Source organism: Thermodesulfovibrio hydrogeniphilus, assembly GCF_054657355.1.
The window spans coordinates 58,648-75,061 of sequence record NZ_BAAHYW010000001.1 but is presented as its reverse complement, the minus strand read 5'-3'; the positions used below and the strand labels follow the sequence as shown (position 1 = coordinate 75,061).

The 16,414-nt window shown below is 36.6% G+C and carries 17 protein-coding genes and 1 pseudogene; 15 read left to right on the top strand and 3 right to left on the bottom strand.

Going from position 1 to position 16,414, the window contains the following annotated elements; all coding sequences use genetic code 11:
* Positions 1 to 213 carry a hypothetical protein gene (locus tag ACYQ3P_RS00395; RefSeq protein WP_460175988.1) on the bottom strand — a complete coding sequence of 71 codons (213 nt, stop codon included), beginning with the start codon at positions 211 to 213 and terminating at the stop codon, positions 1 to 3.
* Between the two features lie 258 nt (positions 214 to 471).
* Here ACYQ3P_RS00395 and ACYQ3P_RS00390 point away from each other — a divergent pair, with 258 nt between their 5' ends.
* Complete coding sequence (locus ACYQ3P_RS00390; RefSeq protein ID WP_460175987.1) at positions 472 to 2,133, top strand: IS1634 family transposase; 1,662 nt, start codon at positions 472 to 474, stop codon at positions 2,131 to 2,133.
* Between the two features lie 95 nt (positions 2,134 to 2,228).
* Here the strand turns inward: ACYQ3P_RS00390 and ACYQ3P_RS00385 are convergent, their stop codons facing one another.
* Complete coding sequence (locus ACYQ3P_RS00385; protein WP_460175986.1) at positions 2,229 to 2,387, bottom strand: hypothetical protein; 159 nt, start codon at positions 2,385 to 2,387, stop codon at positions 2,229 to 2,231.
* A 584-nt stretch (positions 2,388 to 2,971) separates the two neighbouring features.
* Here ACYQ3P_RS00385 and ACYQ3P_RS00380 point away from each other — a divergent pair.
* The 5 genes from ACYQ3P_RS00380 (at position 2,972) to ACYQ3P_RS00360 (ending at position 7,187) form a co-directional block, all read left to right on the top strand.
* On the top strand, positions 2,972 to 3,700 hold the full coding sequence (locus ACYQ3P_RS00380; protein WP_460175985.1) for a pyridoxine 5'-phosphate synthase: 729 nt from the start codon (positions 2,972 to 2,974) through the stop codon (positions 3,698 to 3,700).
* On the top strand, positions 3,693 to 5,159 hold the full coding sequence (gene xseA, locus ACYQ3P_RS00375; protein WP_460175984.1) for an exodeoxyribonuclease VII large subunit: 1,467 nt from the start codon (positions 3,693 to 3,695) through the stop codon (positions 5,157 to 5,159). Before ACYQ3P_RS00380 ends, xseA begins: the two co-directional genes overlap by 8 nt.
* Positions 5,137 to 5,358, top strand: a complete 222-nt coding sequence (xseB, locus tag ACYQ3P_RS00370) for an exodeoxyribonuclease VII small subunit (RefSeq protein WP_460175983.1) — start codon at positions 5,137 to 5,139, stop codon at positions 5,356 to 5,358. Before xseA ends, xseB begins: the two co-directional genes overlap by 23 nt.
* Positions 5,359 to 5,679: 321 nt before the next feature.
* On the top strand, positions 5,680 to 6,396 hold the full coding sequence (locus tag ACYQ3P_RS00365; RefSeq protein ID WP_460175982.1) for a hypothetical protein: 717 nt from the start codon (positions 5,680 to 5,682) through the stop codon (positions 6,394 to 6,396).
* Between the two features lie 368 nt (positions 6,397 to 6,764).
* On the top strand, positions 6,765 to 7,187 hold the full coding sequence (locus ACYQ3P_RS00360; RefSeq protein WP_460175981.1) for an OsmC family protein: 423 nt from the start codon (positions 6,765 to 6,767) through the stop codon (positions 7,185 to 7,187).
* On the opposite strand, the gene hypD is transcribed toward ACYQ3P_RS00360, so the two are convergent.
* Positions 7,184 to 8,242, bottom strand: a complete 1,059-nt coding sequence (gene hypD / locus ACYQ3P_RS00355) for a hydrogenase formation protein HypD (RefSeq protein ID WP_460175980.1) — start codon at positions 8,240 to 8,242, stop codon at positions 7,184 to 7,186. The two genes, ACYQ3P_RS00360 and hypD, sit on opposite strands and share 4 nt — an antisense overlap.
* 165 nt (positions 8,243 to 8,407) lie before the next feature.
* Here hypD and ACYQ3P_RS00350 point away from each other — a divergent pair, with 165 nt between their 5' ends.
* The 9 genes and pseudogenes from ACYQ3P_RS00350 (at position 8,408) to lptE (ending at position 16,316) form a co-directional block, all read left to right on the top strand.
* Positions 8,408 to 9,340, top strand: a complete 933-nt coding sequence (locus ACYQ3P_RS00350; protein WP_460175979.1) for a transposase family protein — start codon at positions 8,408 to 8,410, stop codon at positions 9,338 to 9,340.
* A gap of 21 nt (positions 9,341 to 9,361) precedes the next feature.
* Positions 9,362 to 9,688 (top strand): annotated as a pseudogene (locus ACYQ3P_RS00345) (transposase); the annotation flags it as partial.
* A gap of 313 nt (positions 9,689 to 10,001) precedes the next feature.
* Positions 10,002 to 10,307, top strand: coding sequence for an MTH1187 family thiamine-binding protein (locus tag ACYQ3P_RS00340; protein WP_460175978.1), 306 nt, complete (start codon positions 10,002 to 10,004; stop codon positions 10,305 to 10,307).
* Complete coding sequence (locus ACYQ3P_RS00335) at positions 10,304 to 11,143, top strand: universal stress protein (RefSeq protein WP_460175977.1); 840 nt, start codon at positions 10,304 to 10,306, stop codon at positions 11,141 to 11,143. Before ACYQ3P_RS00340 ends, ACYQ3P_RS00335 begins: the two co-directional genes overlap by 4 nt.
* A gap of 21 nt (positions 11,144 to 11,164) precedes the next feature.
* A complete protein-coding gene (locus ACYQ3P_RS00330) occupies positions 11,165 to 11,599 on the top strand; it encodes an MOSC domain-containing protein (protein WP_460175976.1) in 435 nt (144 codons plus the stop codon).
* Positions 11,596 to 12,078 carry a MogA/MoaB family molybdenum cofactor biosynthesis protein gene (locus ACYQ3P_RS00325; protein WP_460175975.1) on the top strand — a complete coding sequence of 161 codons (483 nt, stop codon included), beginning with the start codon at positions 11,596 to 11,598 and terminating at the stop codon, positions 12,076 to 12,078. The genes ACYQ3P_RS00330 and ACYQ3P_RS00325 overlap by 4 nt, the downstream gene beginning before the upstream one ends.
* The gene (locus ACYQ3P_RS00320; RefSeq protein WP_460175974.1) at positions 12,075 to 12,755 is read left to right on the top strand and encodes a cytochrome c biogenesis CcdA family protein; all 681 of its coding nucleotides are present in this window, start codon (positions 12,075 to 12,077) and stop codon (positions 12,753 to 12,755) included. The genes ACYQ3P_RS00325 and ACYQ3P_RS00320 overlap by 4 nt, the downstream gene beginning before the upstream one ends.
* A gap of 58 nt (positions 12,756 to 12,813) precedes the next feature.
* Positions 12,814 to 15,354: a leucine--tRNA ligase gene (gene leuS / locus ACYQ3P_RS00315; protein ID WP_460175973.1), complete on the top strand. Its 2,541-nt coding sequence runs from the start codon at positions 12,814 to 12,816 to the stop codon at positions 15,352 to 15,354.
* Positions 15,355 to 15,818: 464 nt separating this feature from the next.
* Positions 15,819 to 16,316 (top strand): LPS assembly lipoprotein LptE, encoded by a 498-nt coding sequence (lptE, locus tag ACYQ3P_RS00310; protein WP_460175972.1) that lies wholly within the window; start codon positions 15,819 to 15,821, stop codon positions 16,314 to 16,316.
* The last annotated feature ends 98 nt before the right edge of the window (positions 16,317 to 16,414 follow it).

The following is a 16,414-nucleotide window of genomic DNA, read 5'->3' as shown; positions in this document are numbered from 1 at the left end:
CTATTTTTCATCATATTTTTTATCTTTTATCTTCTTAATAACTTCTTCCACTTCTTTTTCTTCCAGCCATTGCTCTCTTTCTTTTGTATAGTCTCCGTATCCTTTTTCAAATTGCTGTATAAAACGAACCATACCTATTGGACCTAATGCTTTTGAGAGCGCTTCAATGCCTAATCTTTTTAATTCTGTCGGAGTCAGATATTGTCTATTCATTTTAATTAATCTCCAATAACCATATTAAAGGATTTGCTATTTTTACAAAAATTTTTTCCTTATTATGTGATGCCTTTTTAACCCAACTTCATCAATTTTCAGCCTTTAAAAATATCAAAAGCTTTATAATTCAATAAGTTATATCTTTTTTCATTCAATTTTGTAGTCTAACCTAATTTTATTATTTTTGCCTATTTATTCCCTTAAATATTGACTTTTTTGTCTAATTTTTGTATGCTAAATAAAAAGGAGGTAACTATGTTCGTAAAAGAATCTTGGTCAACAAAAAAAGGTAAAAAATACAAAACCTACGAAATATCTAAAGCTTACAGAGACAAAAAAACTAAAAAGGTTAGGCATGAAAAAATTGCCAATATCACTCACTTAGGTGAGCCTCTTATTTCCAAAATAAGGCAACTGCTTAAGTCACCTGAGAAAAAGGTTGTAGTGGACAAAGACAAGTTTTTTGAGGATGCAACTTCAGTAGGGCATATACTGTTACTGTTAGGATTTATGATGAAGATAGGATTTCTGGGATGGTTAAGGCATTTTCCAAAGAAGGTAAGAGATTTGCTTTTGGCAGTAGTGCTTAACAGGATAATAGAGCCAAGGAGTAAGTATGCATCAGTGGGATGGATACGAAGAAGTGGTTTTATGGAACTGTTTGATTTAAGGGAAGAGGATATGCATGTAAATGAGATATACAGGGCAATGGACAAGTTGTATGAGAAGATGGATAATGTGTTAGATGATTTTTATAAGACGGGAGCACAAGGGACAAAGTTGTTGCTTTATGATATTACCTCAGTATACTTTGAGGGTCAAGGACCTCTGGGGCTTGCAAGATATGGATACTCAAGGGATGGGAAGCCCGATAAAAAGCAAGTATTGTTGTGTTTATGTTTGAACGAGAATAAATTTCCAGTGCATTTTGATGTTATAGAAGGCAACATATCAGATAAGGAGACAGTAAAGGGACTAATAAGTCAGTTAAAGAAGAGATACGACATCAAGGAGGCAGTATTTATAGGAGACAGGGGGATGGTGACATTACAGAATATAGAGTATCTTGAGAGAGAGGGGATAAACTACATATTAGCGATGAGATTTAGGGAAGCAAAGAAAATGGTAGTGCAGAAGGGTATACAGTTAGATATATTTCAGAAGGAGTTGCCAGTGACCATCTATATAAGTGAAGAGGAAGGGGTAAAGAGCAGATATGTACTATGTGGGTCTGAATACAGAGAAAGCCATGACAGGGAGACATTGGAAAGTATACTTAAAAGGGGCAGGGAGGCATTGGAAAAAGTAAGGCAGATGGTAGAAAGAGGAAAGCTAAGAGACAGGGAGAAAATACTGAGGAGGGCGCAGAGGAAACTGACAAAAAGTGGAGCTGAGAATTATTATGATTTCAGATACGAAGAAGGCAGATTTCAGATAATAGCAAAGCAAGAAGCTATAAAGAAGGCATATGATATGTGTGGGAAGTATATTTTGCAGACGACATTAATGAAGGAAGAAGATGAAGAGATAGAGAGGCAGTATAAGGAATTACAGACAGTGGAGGATGCATTCAAGCAGTTAAAGGATTTTGTAGAGATAAGACCGATATATCATTATAAAGACAGGAGAGTAAGGACGCATATATTTTTATGTGTGGTAGCCCAGACAGTGTTAAACAGGCTAATGGATGAGTTGAAGGAGAAAGGATGGTTAAGGGAGAGCAAAGAAAACAGTCTGAAGAAGTGTTTGGACAAATTTTATGAGATAGGGATAGGAGGTTTTGAGATAGAGGGGGAGAAAATAAGGATTATGAGCAAAGCTAAGGAGGAACATAAAAAGATACTTAGAATATTGGGAGTAGGGGATAAGATTTTCAGAACTTACGAAAGTGCGAGAGAATTTTGTAGGCTAATCTAAAAATTATAACTCATTGATTTTAAAATTTTTTTATTCAAAAGTTGATGAAGTGGGGTTTAATTATACAATTATCAGTTGTCAGAAAAACATCAACTTTATCCCAAAAATAGCGATAGAAATCCAATAATTGGTATAACCATTTGAAAATTAAGTATTTTTTTGCTGTCATTGCGAGCATCCGAAGGATGCGAAGCAATCTCTACTTTGTTTTTCAATAAAGCCTTATTAGAGACTGCTTCGCCCCAGATTGCCACGCTATCGCTCGCAACAGGGGGCTCGCAGTGACGAGTGTCTATCGCTATTTTTCGGTTACCTTTCAAGGTTAGGCTCGCAATCTCTTTGTTGTATGTGAAGAAAAAGGCGAGATTGCTTAAGGACTAAAGTCCTTTCCAATTACAAATAATAGGATCCGTAATTATATATAATTAAAACAATCCAAAATCTAAACTCCATTATTCACAATTCACTACCCACCATGCACTAATCACCAACCAACAATTAGAGACTGCTTCGCCCCATCGAGGGGCTCGCAGTGACGATATGAAGCAGAGGCTCGCAGTGACTAAATAGGGCGTCATTGCGAGGAGCGATAGCGACGAAGCAATCTCTGAAATTGCCACGCTTTAGCTCGCAACAGGTAGGCTTGCAGTGACGATATGAAGCAGAGGCTCGCAGTTACAGAGAAGTGAAGGCTTACAGTGACGATTACCATGCTATCACTCATAAAAGAGTCTCGCAGTGATGCTTGTCTATCTTTATTTTGGGATTGATAGATATTTTGTCAACATCTATTCAAAAGTGCTATAATCAAAACAATTAAGGGATTTGGAGGTCAGTTATGGTGATTTTAGGGGTAAATGTTGATCATGTGGCAACAGTCAGGCAGGCAAGAAAAACATTTGAGCCTGACCCAGTTATGGCTGCGACATTGGCGATTTTAGGTGGAGCTGATGGAATAACCGTACATCTAAGGGAAGACAGAAGGCACATTCAAGATAGAGACTTACGAATTTTAAGGGAAATCGTTCCGTGTGAGCTCAATTTAGAAATGGCAGCAACTGAGGAGATGATTAACATAGCTCTGCAGGTAAAACCTGACATGGTTACCATTGTTCCAGAAAAAAGACAGGAGCTTACCACTGAGGGAGGTCTTAATGTATTGGAGCTAAAAGAGAATTTGAAAGATGCAATAAAAAGAATTCAAGATGCAGGAATTCCTGTCAGTCTTTTCATTAATCCTTCCAGAGCTGATATAGAATGTTCAAAGGAAATAGGAGCAGACATGGTTGAAATCCATACAGGATATTATTCTGATATGAAGGGTGAGAAGCAAATCAAAGAACTTGAAAGAATCAAAGACGCAGTTGTCTTTTCTACTTCAATTGGACTAAAAACGAATGCTGGGCATGGACTGAATTATTACAATGTCAAACCAATCGCTTCAATTAAAGGATTAAGGGGGCTTTACATCGGTCATAGTATTATAGCAAGGGCTGTGCTTGTTGGAATTGAACAAGCTGTGAGGGAAATGAAAAAATTAATCAAAGAGGCTCAGATGAATGTTTAATGTAGAAGTTGCTTATCAGACACTTTCCAATTATCTTATTGAATTAAAAGAGCTCATACAGGAAGTATCAGATTATCAATGGATTGTGGCGGAGATAGCCAAAATAGGTGCTGATAAAAACGGACATTATTGGCTTGAACTTGTTGAAAAAAAGGATGACGAAATCATCGCACAATGTAAGGCAGTCATCTGGAGAAGTCAGACTGAAACGATTAGAAATTTTCAATTAAAGACAGGTATGTCCCTTCAGTCCGGACTGAAAATTCTCTTTCTTGGAAGAGCAACATTTCATGAAAAGCACGGTTTTAGTATTTACATAAATCAAATTGATCCTTCTTTCACAATCGGCGAAATGGCATTGAAAAAAAAGGAAATAATAGACAGACTGACTCGTGAAGGCTTGATTGACAGAAATAAGCTTATTGAAGTCCCGATTGTCATTCAAAGAATTGCCATTGTGTCAAGTGCTACTGCGGCAGGATACGAAGATTTCTTGAATATTTTACATCACAATGAGTATCACTTTAAGTTTTATACTTATCTTTTTGACTCATTTGTGCAGGGAGAAGGAGCAGCTATTTCAATGATTGAGTCTTTAAAGCAATGCGCCTCTTTATTTAAAAATTTTGATGCTGTTGTGATAATAAGAGGTGGTGGTTCAGTGGTTGATTTGCATAGCTTTAATGACTACGAGCTTGCAAAGACAATTGCCCTGATGCCTCTTCCAGTTTTCACTGGAATAGGTCATACGAGGGATGAGACAGTTGCAGATTATGTGGCATCCAAAAGCTTTAAAACTCCTTCTGAACTTGCAAAATTTATCATCAGCAGGGCGTTTGATTACTATGCAAGGATTGAGGATTTGAGAAAAAGAATTCTAAACAGGGTTCAATCTCTTTTAAAAATTGAGTCAGGAAGAATTGACTCCATAAAGGACAGATTTATCTCATCCACAAGGAACAGCATTATAAGAGCCAATAATGAACTTAATATCAAGATCAACAGTTTTCATGCGGATATTCTTAAAAGAATGAACATTCACAGAGAAAGTATTCATTCATTGAAACATGAATTACATAGAAAGGCAACTATGAGATTAAGGCAAGAGGAGATTCTTCTGAACAAGGTAAAGCATGAAATAAAGCTTAAAACTTCTCACTTCTCCAGCAAAATTCGTTTTGACTTTAAGTCGTCTATTAGCAGTCTTTTAACTAAGACAAATAATCTAATTAGAATAGAAAACCTTCAGATTGACAGATTAAAGGAAAAACTCAATCTGCTTAGTCCTGAGAATGTTCTTAAGCGAGGTTACAGTATTACCTATCTCAACGGAAAGTTGCTAAAGAGTGCTGAAGATGTCAAGTTAGGTCAACAGTTACATATAAAACTATACAAAGGAAAAATCACAGGAAAAGTAACAGGTAAGGAGGAGGAAAATGGAGAACTTAAGCTATTCTAAGGCAATGAAAGAAATAGAGGAAATTTTAAAATATATTGAATCTCAAGAGGTTGATGTTGATGTTTTGGTTGAAAAGGTTAAAAGAGCTACTGAACTTATTCGCTTCTGTAAAAACAAACTGCATTCCGCTGAAGAGGAACTTCAAAAGACTCTCATAGAGCTTGAAGAGTCAACCAATCAGGAAACTGAACCCTTCTAAAGATTTTAAAAAAAGCTTTGCAAAATTTGAGGTATAGTAATTTTTCCTAAATTGCGATATCCTAAAGCTTCATTGCGAGTCCTTCCTCGCACTCGGCTCTTGACAGGCTACGCGAAGCAGTCTCTAAAAATTCGTAAAATGTGAGACATAAAAAGTAAGACATGAAACGTACTAAGTAAGGCGTAAAAAAGCAAAAGAGAGATTGCCACGCACCTTCGGTGAGGCTTGCGACGAAAGGCTATAAAAGGTTTTATGAAAAACGATCATTTTAGATTATAATAAGAAAGATTGTAAAAAAATTTAATCCACAGGAGAGGAATTATGAAACACTTTCTTTTTATTTTCATTGTTTTTTTATTGCTTCCATTGATTACCTATGCGGATGAACAAATGAACAAAACAGAAGATTTAAAAACCAAAGTTTTAATAACAGTTGAAGAGAAGCAAGAAATTATACCTGATTTGCTGACAGTGCCGGTTGAAATTTCTGCTTTAGGTGCAAAAGAATCTGATGTGCTTAACATATTAGGTGCAGTTGACAGGAAAGTTCGCAATATCGGTATTTCCTATCGCGGAGGAAATTACAATGTTTATAGAAACTGTTGGTGGGAAAAGGACAGACAAAAATGCAGTGGGTTTAAAGGTGAGGTGCGCTATATTTTTGAGTTAGTCTCACCTGAGGGACAATCAAAAATTTTTAATGCCCTTGAGCCATTTAAGGAAAAATATGGAAATGAAATGAGATATTCAATTTCAAATCCTTCGTGGATAGTATCTGAAAAAACGCTTAACCAAGAGGAAAATAAGCTAAAAATCACTATTATTGACAGAATAAAGGATTTTGGAAAAACTTTATCCTCAAAGCTTGAAAAACAATGTAAGGTTACATTGATTAATTACAATGTCCAGAGGCCAACTTTTCCATTTCCCGTTTACAAAGCTATGGCAGCTGAGTCAGATAGAGTTATACCTCCAGAGCCTCGCAGAGAAGAGAAAACGATTGCAGTTAATACAACAGTTGAATATGTTTGCAAATAAATTGTGCAATTCTCAAACGGTCATTGCGAGGAGCTTCAGCGACGAAGCAATATCGCTTTTATGAGATTGCTTCGGCATCCTAACGGATGCCTCGCAATGACGAAAAAAATACAGTGTGGCTTGCAATGACAAAGTGTGAGGATGCCTTGCAATGATGAATTTGGGAGGATTTCTCTCGATGATGAGATGGGAGGATGTATAGCAATGACCTCCTTTTCAGTCATTGCGACTCCGAGCGAAGCGAGGAGGAAGCAATCAAAGAGATTGTCACGCCTCACCAAATGTGAGGCTTTCAATTAAAGAGTAACAAAGGTTTTATAAAAAATTGTTAAAATTAGATGTAACTAAATCAAATTTGGAGGTTTGCTATGACTAAGGCAAAAGTAAAATGGGCAGGAGGAATGCAGTTTGTAGGTCAGTCAGGTACAGGACATGCTATTGTTATGGATGCTCATCCAGATTTCGGTGGTGAGAACAGCGGAATGAGACCAATGGAACTTTTGCTTGTAGGATTAGGAGGATGCAGTGGAATGGATATAGTCTCAATATTAAAAAAGAAGAAGCAAGATGTCAGGGGTGTGGAGATAAATGTACAGGGAAAACAGGCAGATGAATATCCTAAGAGATACACAGAAATAGAGATTGAATTTATTGTTACAGGTAAAAACCTCTCTGAGGATGCTGTAAAAAGAGCTATTGAGCTTTCTATGGAAAAATACTGTTCTGTCAAGGCAACACTTGAGCATTCAGCTAAAGTGAGTTTTTCATATAAGATTGTAAATTTAGATTAACTCCGTCCGTATTTATAATAAGCTGAACAGCTTCCTTCAGAGCTTACCATGCATGCGCCTACTGGATTTTCAGGAGTACATACTTTTGCAAAAAGTGGGCATTGAGGCGGTAGTTTAACTCCACGAAGAATTAATCCACATTGACAACCTTGAGGCTCTTTTGATGGTAACAACGGTATCTCGAAGATAACCTCTGCATCTCTATGGGCAAATTCCTTTTTTAGCTTAAGTCCGCTTTTAGGAATTAATCCTATTCCACGCCAGTTGCTATCGCATGTCTCAAAATATTTACTTATAAATTCAACAGCCTTTGGATTACCTTCGGGTTTTACAGCATCTGTATACTGAATTTCAACCTTTGGCTCATTATCTATAATTTGCTTAAGAAGCATTGCTACTGCATTTAAAATATCATCAGCATCAAAACCTGTTATTACACAAGATTTTTTATATCTATGAGGAATAAATTCATACACCTTGCTTCCTATGATTGTGCTCACATGACCAGGAAGTATAAAACCATCTAATTTTAATTCTTCTGTGTTTACCAATATCTCTAATGCAGGAGGTACTAACTTGTGGACTGAATAGATTGAGAAGTTCGGAATTCCCTTTCTTTCAGCCTCATGTATTGTTGCTGCTATCAGTGGCGAGGTTGTCTCAAAGCCCACTGCAAAAAATACGACGTTTTTATTTTTGTTTTCCTCTGCAATTTTCAAAGCATCCAGTGGAGAGTAAACCATTCTAATATCAGTGCCTTCAGCCTTTGCTTTGTAGAGAGAGCCATTGCTTCCTGGAACTCTCATCATGTCTCCAAATGTTGTGACAATTACCTCGGGTTGTTTTGCAATAAAAAGCATTCTGTCAATGTCTTCAATCGGAGTAACACATACAGGACATCCAGGACCGCTGAGAAGTTTTATGTTTTGAGGCAAAAGACTTCTTATACCATGCCTAAATATTGAAACAGTATGAGTTCCGCAAACTTCCATTAAATTAATCTGCCTTTGAATCTTATCAGCAAAAATTTTTATTAGTCTTACTATCTCGTTCACCTTTTCCTCCTACGGTTTTTAATATTTTAAATATTTTATCTTTAAGTCCCCTAAAATAGAAATAGAAATCTACTAAAATAGAGAGGCTCCTTTGTGTATAATAGTTTATATGGAAACAACAAAATCACCCATTGGGTGAACTATTATACACAAGGAGCTTAAGATATGATAAAACAAACTCTGCTTAATTTCAAGTTTAAAAGAACAGATGAAAAGTTAACTCCCCATGCAGGAGCTACTCTTTTTACAGAATTCATGTTGGCTTTTGGAGTTAAAAAGCTTATTCAGAGGATAATGCCATCTCCGGGTTCAAACAGAGGATATGATGCTTGGCAATATATTCATCCCATCGTTCTTATGTTACTTGCAGGAGGAAGACACATAGATGATTTAAGAGAAATTGCTGAAGATAAAGCTTTAAGGGAGAGCACTGGCATGGGAAAAGTCCCATCAAGCTCTGCAGTAGGTGACTGGATAAGAAGAAGTGGCAATGGCGAAGGCATAGTTAAATTGAAAACAGTTATAGATGAAGCAAACAGGAAAGCATTGCAAATACATGAAGCGAAAGAATATACTCTTTGGTCAGCCCCTACAATAATAGAGACTGAAAAGTATGATGCAAAGATGACCTATAAAGGGGTGAAGGGGTACAAACCTATAGTTACCGCATTTAAGGAGTTGCCCATTATCGTTTATCATGAGTTTAGGCATGGGAATGTAGCGGGAGTTCCACTTCAAGCACTTTCACATGCATATGAACTGTTGCCTGAAGGAAAAAGGATAAAGCATGCCTGTCTTGACAGTGAGTTTTACACAGCAGAAGTAATAAATTTTCTCAGAAGCAAAGACACAACATTCAGTATAGTAGCAGATAAGACAGGGGCAGTGATGGATGCTATAAAGAGAATAAAGCATTGGAGAGAATTGAGGACAGAGGAAGGGATACTTACAAACAGGCAGATAGGGGAGACAGTGCATGTTATGAAGGGCACAGAGGCATTCAGGCTGGTTGTGCAGAGGTGGAAGAAAGAGCAGATAGATTTATTTGATAGCGAGCCTTATTGTTACCATGTGATAGCAACTGACAGAGAAAGTTAAGCAGAAGAAGTTGTATGGGAGTATAACAAGCGGGGGCAGATGGAGAATATCATTAAGGAATTAAAGAACGGGATAGGGATGGAGAGTTTACCCAGCGGAGAATTTGGGGGAAATGCGATGTGGTTTTGTCTTGGAGTGCTTGCATATAATGTTTTTGTTTTGAAGAGGGAGCTTATTTTACCGCAAGAGTATAAGAACAAGACTATAAGCACAATAAGGTGGTTTTTTATAGAGATAGCAGGGAAAATGGTAAAACATGGCAGAAGGCTATGGCTTCATGTATCAACCACAGTTGAGAAATTTAATCTTCTACTTCATATAAGAAAAAAAATAATGGCATTTGTATAAGAAGAGTATTTGCAAGATAAAATGATAAAAAAATAGAGCAATAAAAAACAAACACGGGTGAATATTGTCTAAAAAGGCAAGTTTGAGGTTAATTAATAGGTGAAAATTATAAAAAAGAGAGAAAAAAATAGGGAAAATTATTACGAAAAGGAAGAAATAGGAGGACATAGAGGATAATTTTAATAAAAAATTGTCCTGAAAAGGGTCAAAATAAATCTGTCAGTTTTCTATCTCTATTTTTGGGAGTCAATAAAAAATGTCAAAAAACAATTGTAAAGTGTTATATTATAAAAAAGCTTTTGGAGGTCAAAAAATGCTCGTACAGTTTAGCATTATACCAATAGGCGTAGGACCAAGTTTAAGCAAATATATTGCAAAGGCTATAAAAATAGTTGAAGAAAGCGGACTTTCATATAAGATGCATTCAATGGGAACGATATTGGAAGGCGAGTGGGATGAAATTATGAATGTCATCAAAAAATGTAGGGATGCTCTTATGGATGAAGTTGAAAGAGTTGTCATTGAGATAAAGATTGATGACAGAAAAGGAGCAAAATACAGAATTGAAGAAAAAGTTCGCTCAGTTGAAGAAAAGCTTGGAAAGCAGGTGAAAAAATGATGGAAGTAGAAAAAATTTATGTTGCAATTGATTTTAAGCCCTCTACCTCAACAGTCCTCTCATATGCAGTTTGGCTATCAAATATAATTGACTGTAAAAAAATGACCTTGTTCCACATTATGGAATACACCCTTACTCCACCTTCATATTTAATGCCATATATCAACAAAGAAAAAAACAAGATTGAGGAACAATTGAGCCTTCTTTCTAAAAAGCTTTCTAATTTCTCTATTGATGCTAACTACAAAGTTGTTTTTGGAAGGCTATTAGATAGCGTAAAGGAAGTTATAAAAAACGAAAAAGGTTTTATGGTGATGGGTTTTAAGTATCATATTACAAGACCATCAACTTCTGAGAGAATTCTCAAAGGAATGAAAATACCGACCCTTGTGGTCAAAGAGAGTCAGTTTAATGAAATAACCCCAGATGCTATAAAAATAAGGAAAATTTTATGTCCGATTGATTTTTCAGAAATTTCTATTAAAGCTTTAAATTTTGCAAAAGATATTGCTAATAAGTTTAATTTAGAGCTGACTGTTTTGCATGTAGTTCCTGAGCAGAAAATAAAAGGTATTGTTGAGGAACCTGAGCAGATAGAAAAATATATTGAATACCTTAAAGAGGAAGCCGAGGACAAAATTCGTAATATTGATAAGGATTTAAATTATCAAATCCTTTCAGGCATCCCTGCAGAGGAGATATTAAAGAGAGTTCCTCAATTTGACATTGTATTTATTGGCTCAAAAGGAAGGTCATACACAGAGTCGGTTTTAATTGGAAGTGTAGCTGAGGCGGTTATAAAGAATTCTAAAAAACCAGTTTTGCTTATGCATTGATTTTTGCTTTATAATACCTCTATGAAACCAAGAGTTATTTCAATAAACATAAGCAAAGAAAAGGGGACAACAAAGGAGCCAGTTCAAGAGGCTATTGTTGTAGAAAATTATGGTATTCAAGGAGATGCTCATGCTGGCTCTCATTGGCACAGACAAATAAGTCTTCTATCTTATGAAAGTATTCAAAAGATGAAAGACAAAGGTTTGAGCCTTAAATACGGTGATTTTGCTGAAAATATTACAACAGAGGGTATAGACTTATTGAGTTTACCTGTTGGGACAAAGATTCAAATAGGTGAGGTAATATTGGAAATCTCCCAGCATGGTAAATCATGTCACAGTAAGTGTCAGATTTTTAAAATTGTTGGTGATTGTATTATGCCTAAGGAAGGAATTTTTGCTAAGGTTTTAAAGGGTGGAAAAATAAAAGTAGGAGATGAGATAAAGAGACTATGAAATACAAAGTAGCAATAATAACTGTTTCAGACAAAGGCTCTAAGGGTGAAAGGGAAGATTTAAGTGGTCAGGTTATCAAAGAAATGGTTTCCTCTTGGGCTGAAGTTGTTTCTTACAAGATTGTGCCTGATGAGAAGGAGCAAATAAAACAAGCATTGCTGGAACAAATTAACAATGCAGATTTAATACTGACAAATGGTGGTACAGGGCTTCATCCCAGAGATGTAACACCAGATGCCACTCTTGAAGTAATTGAAAAACAAGTACCCGGAATTGCTGAGGCTATGAGATGGAGCGGTTTTTCAAAGACAAAAACAGCGATCCTTTCAAGAGCTGTTGCTGGAATAAGAGGTAAAAGTTTAATTATCAATCTTCCCGGCAGTCCTAAAGCTGTTAAAGAATCCCTTGAAGTTATCATGGATGCCCTTCCTCATGCTATTGACAAACTCAAGGGAGACCCATCTGAGTGTGGTAGATGAATGAAATTACTTTAACAGCTGCATTTTTGGGAGGTATAGTAACCTTTTTCTCGCCATGTATTTTGCCTCTTCTTCCTGTTTATGTCTCACTTTTTTCGGGAATTTCAACTGCCGAGCTTGTATCTGGAAGCTCTTCCAGATGGCGTATTTTTCTTTACACTTTAATCTTTATTGCAGGTTTTTCTACTGTCTATCTTGCATTAGGGGCTGGAAGTTCGTTTATTGGTAGTATTTTCTTTGAGTATCAGGATGTTTTGCGAATTATAGGTGGAGTTTTAATGATTCTGTTTGGATTGCTTCTTATTGGATTGATAAGGTCAGGTTTTTTTATGAAAGAGTTCAGACTTAGCATAAAACTTCAAAAATACGGTACACCTTTGGGTGCTTTTCTCATAGGAGTAGGATTCGCAGCTGGGTGGTCTCCATGCATAGGACCGGTGCTTGGAAGCATTTTAGTTTACTCTAGTATGTCTGGAAGTGTAGGCGAGGGGTTAAAGATGCTTGGAGCATATTCAGCGGGAATTGCAATTCCTTTTTTAATCTCTTCCCTTTTAATAAATACAGCTATGCGATATTTAAAAAAGTTTATGAAGGTTTTTATATGGGTAAATTATATAATCGGAGTTTTTCTAATAATTTTTGGAATTTTAAATGTATTTGACATCTCAATAATTTGAATTTTTGTCAGTCCTCTCTTTATAATACTTCAAAATGCCATATATGTCAGGAGGTTTTATGAATCAGAATTACGATTTTAAAAGTATAGAGACAAAATGGCAGGAAGAATGGCTCAACAGTAAACTTTTTGAAGTAAATGAGGAACAATCTAAGTCTAAGTTTTATTGCCTTGAGATGTTTCCATATCCCTCAGGAAGAATTCACATGGGACATGTCCGTAACTATGCAATTGGTGATGTAATTGCAAGATACAAAAGAATGAAGGGCTTTCAGGTGCTTCATCCAATGGGATGGGATGCTTTTGGTCTTCCTGCTGAAAATGCTGCAATAAAGCATGGTGTTCATCCTGCAAGATGGACTTACGAAAACATTGATTATATGAAAAAACAGCTTATAAAACTTGGACTCAGCTATGACTGGAGGCGTGAAGTCACAACATGTCTTCCTGATTATTACAGATGGAATCAGTGGATTTTCCTGAAACTTTACGAAAAAGGACTTGCATACAGGAAATCCTCTTTTGTGAACTGGTGTCCCTCATGTATGACAGTTCTTGCAAATGAGCAAGTTATTGATGGAGCATGCTGGAGATGTGACTCCCAAGTGGAGCAAAAGGAACTTGAACAGTGGTTTCTGAAAATTACTGCCTATGCTGAAGAGCTTCTTCAGGACTGCGACATTCTCACAGGTTGGCCTGAGAAAGTCCTTTCAATGCAGCGTAACTGGATTGGAAAAAGCGAAGGAGTTGAGGTTGATTTTCCAATTGAAGGAATGAGCGAAAAATTAAGAATTTTTACAACAAGACCAGATACTATATTTGGCGTAACCTTTATGTGTATCTCCCCTGAACATCCGCTTGCTGAAAGACTTTGTGAAGACAAGGAAGCTTTGAAGAAAATAAGACAGCTTCAGCGTCAACCTGATGTTAAAGAGGGAATTTTTACAGGTAAATATGCAATAAATCCTCTTAATGGCGAAAGGATTCCTGTATGGATAGCTAACTTTGTTCTTATGGAGTATGGAACAGGGGCAATAATGAGTGTTCCAGCCCATGACCAGAGGGACTTTGAGTTTGCTAAAAGATACAACATTCCAATAAAGATTGTTATTAAGCCTGTTGACAAAGAACTCACTGAGCCACTTACTGAGGCTTACGAAGAAGAGGGTGTAATGGTTAACTCAGGTGAGTTTTCAAGTTTGCCATCTTCTGAAGGCAAGAGGGCAGTTGCAGAATACATTGAAAACAAAGGGTTTGGTAAAAGAACAGTCAATTACAGGCTTCGTGACTGGGGAATATCAAGGCAAAGATACTGGGGCACTCCAATTCCAATCATTTATTGCGATAAATGCGGAATAGTCCCTGTGCCTGAAAAAGACCTTCCAGTGCTATTACCAGAAAATGTTACCTTAACAGGCAAGGGTGAGTCTCCGCTTAAATATGTTGAAGATTTTTACAAAACAAAGTGTCCTCGCTGTGGAGCAGAAGCAAGAAGAGAGACTGACACAATGGATACATTTGTGGACTCCTCATGGTATTTTGTCAGATACTGTTCTCTCAGAGAGGAGAATGCATTCAATAAAGAAAAAATAAGATACTGGATGCCTGTTGACCAGTATATTGGCGGAATTGAGCACGCAGTGCTTCATCTTCTTTATGCAAGATTTTTCACAAAGGTGCTGCGCGATCTTGGAATTCTTCCCTTTGATGAACCCTTTGAAAGACTTCTTACTCAAGGCATGGTATGCATGGAGAGTTATCGCTGTCCTCAACATGAATGGCTATTTCCAAAGGAAGTAAAAGATGGCAAATGCATCCATTGTGGAAGCCCTGTTCAGATAGGAAGAGTAGAGAAGATGTCAAAGTCAAAGAAAAACATCGTTGACCCAGATGAGATGATAGAAAAATTTGGAACAGACACTGTAAGAGTTTTTACACTATTTGCTGCTCCTCCTGAAAAGGACCTTGAATGGTCAAGTCAGGGAGTTGAAGGAGCACACAGATTTTTAAAAAGAGTATATTCACTTGTGTATAAACATCATCAATGGCTTAAAGACGCTAAGGCTGACTTAGAGGGCGTGGAATTTAATGAACTGCCTTCTGAGGCGATTCAAATTTTGAGCCTTATTCATAGAACAATCAAGAGAGTAACTTTGGATATTGAAAGAGAGTATCAGTTTAACACAGCAATAGCAAGGCTCATGGAGTTTATCAATGAAGTTTACTCCTTTGAGCCAAAGAAAGATGAAGAAAAGCGAGTATTTAAATTTGCCTTAAAGAATTTTTTGATACTTCTAAGCCCATTTGCACCTCACATGTCAGAGGAACTCTGGAGAGAGATTGGAGAAACAGGCTTTATTCTCAATGAGACTTGGCCCTCCTATGATGAAGAGCTTGCAAAGGAACAGATGATTGAGCTTGTTGTGCAGATAAATGGTAAAGTTCGTTCAAAGATAATGATTAAACAGGGCATGACAGATGAAGAGATTGTTAAAATTGCCCTTGATGATGAAAAAGTAAAGCAATGGCTTGATGGAAAGGAGATTGTAAAGGTCATTCCAGTGAAAGGCAAGCTTGTGAATATAGTTGTGCGGGGTTAATAGCTGGTGATTGGTGAATGGTTGATGGTGAACATTGAATGTTGTTTTTCTTGTAATCGGAAGGTTTTTTCCCAATCATTGGGGAAATTATTCTGTTTCATTGAGAAGGTTTTACTCCGTCATCTTAATATATTAGATATATGGACATTGCGAGATACTTTAATCTTGAAGCAATTCTGTCTTTTTATGAGATTGCCACGCCTTGCGAGCAGCGAAGGACTGCGTGGCAATCTCAGCAGGCTCGCAATGACAAAAAAAGTCAGTGAGACTAGCCATGACCACCCTTTTCGTTATTGGGTGACCTCCTCTTCGTCTTTGCAAGGTTTTCTCTTTTCGGTCATTGCGAGGGACGAAGTCCCGAAGCAATCTCAAAAAAGCAAGATTGCTTCTTCACGATTTGATGGAGTCGTTATGACATTTTATAATCGTGCAATTTAGATAATTTTTAAGAAAAGGAGCGATAGATGATAAAAAATTTTTTAAAGATTTTTATGATTGCGATTTTATTTATCAATGGGTGCGGTTATACTCTTCATACCAAGTCTGATTTACCTTTTCAAGAGATTTATCTGAGAAAAGTTGAGAATCAAACCCTTGAGCCCGGGCTTCAGGATAGAATGAGAAAAATTGCATATCAAAAGCTTGTTGAAAATGGCTTTACATTGACTTCTTCTGCAGAGAAAGTTTTAGATATTCAAATCACAAACTACAGGCTTTCTACTCTGTCCGAGGTAGGTTTAACTACTGTTGAATATCAAATTTTACTGAATATAAAAGCAACTCTTTACGATTCCAATGGAAGTAAGTTAAAGGAATTTCAGCCAGCTGCACCTTTTACAACATACTTCAGAGTAACAAGAGATTTACAATCAATTATTGCAAACAGAAACCTCGCAATTGAGAGTTTAATGAATGACATATGTGATGATTTAATGAGAAAGCTGATATTTCAGGATTTTTAGTTTAAAATAGAATGTTTCCTTCAATATCTAAAAATACCAATTAATCTCAGATATTTCATGCAGAGTACTTCGCAGCAAAAGTTTTTTATTGATTTTTT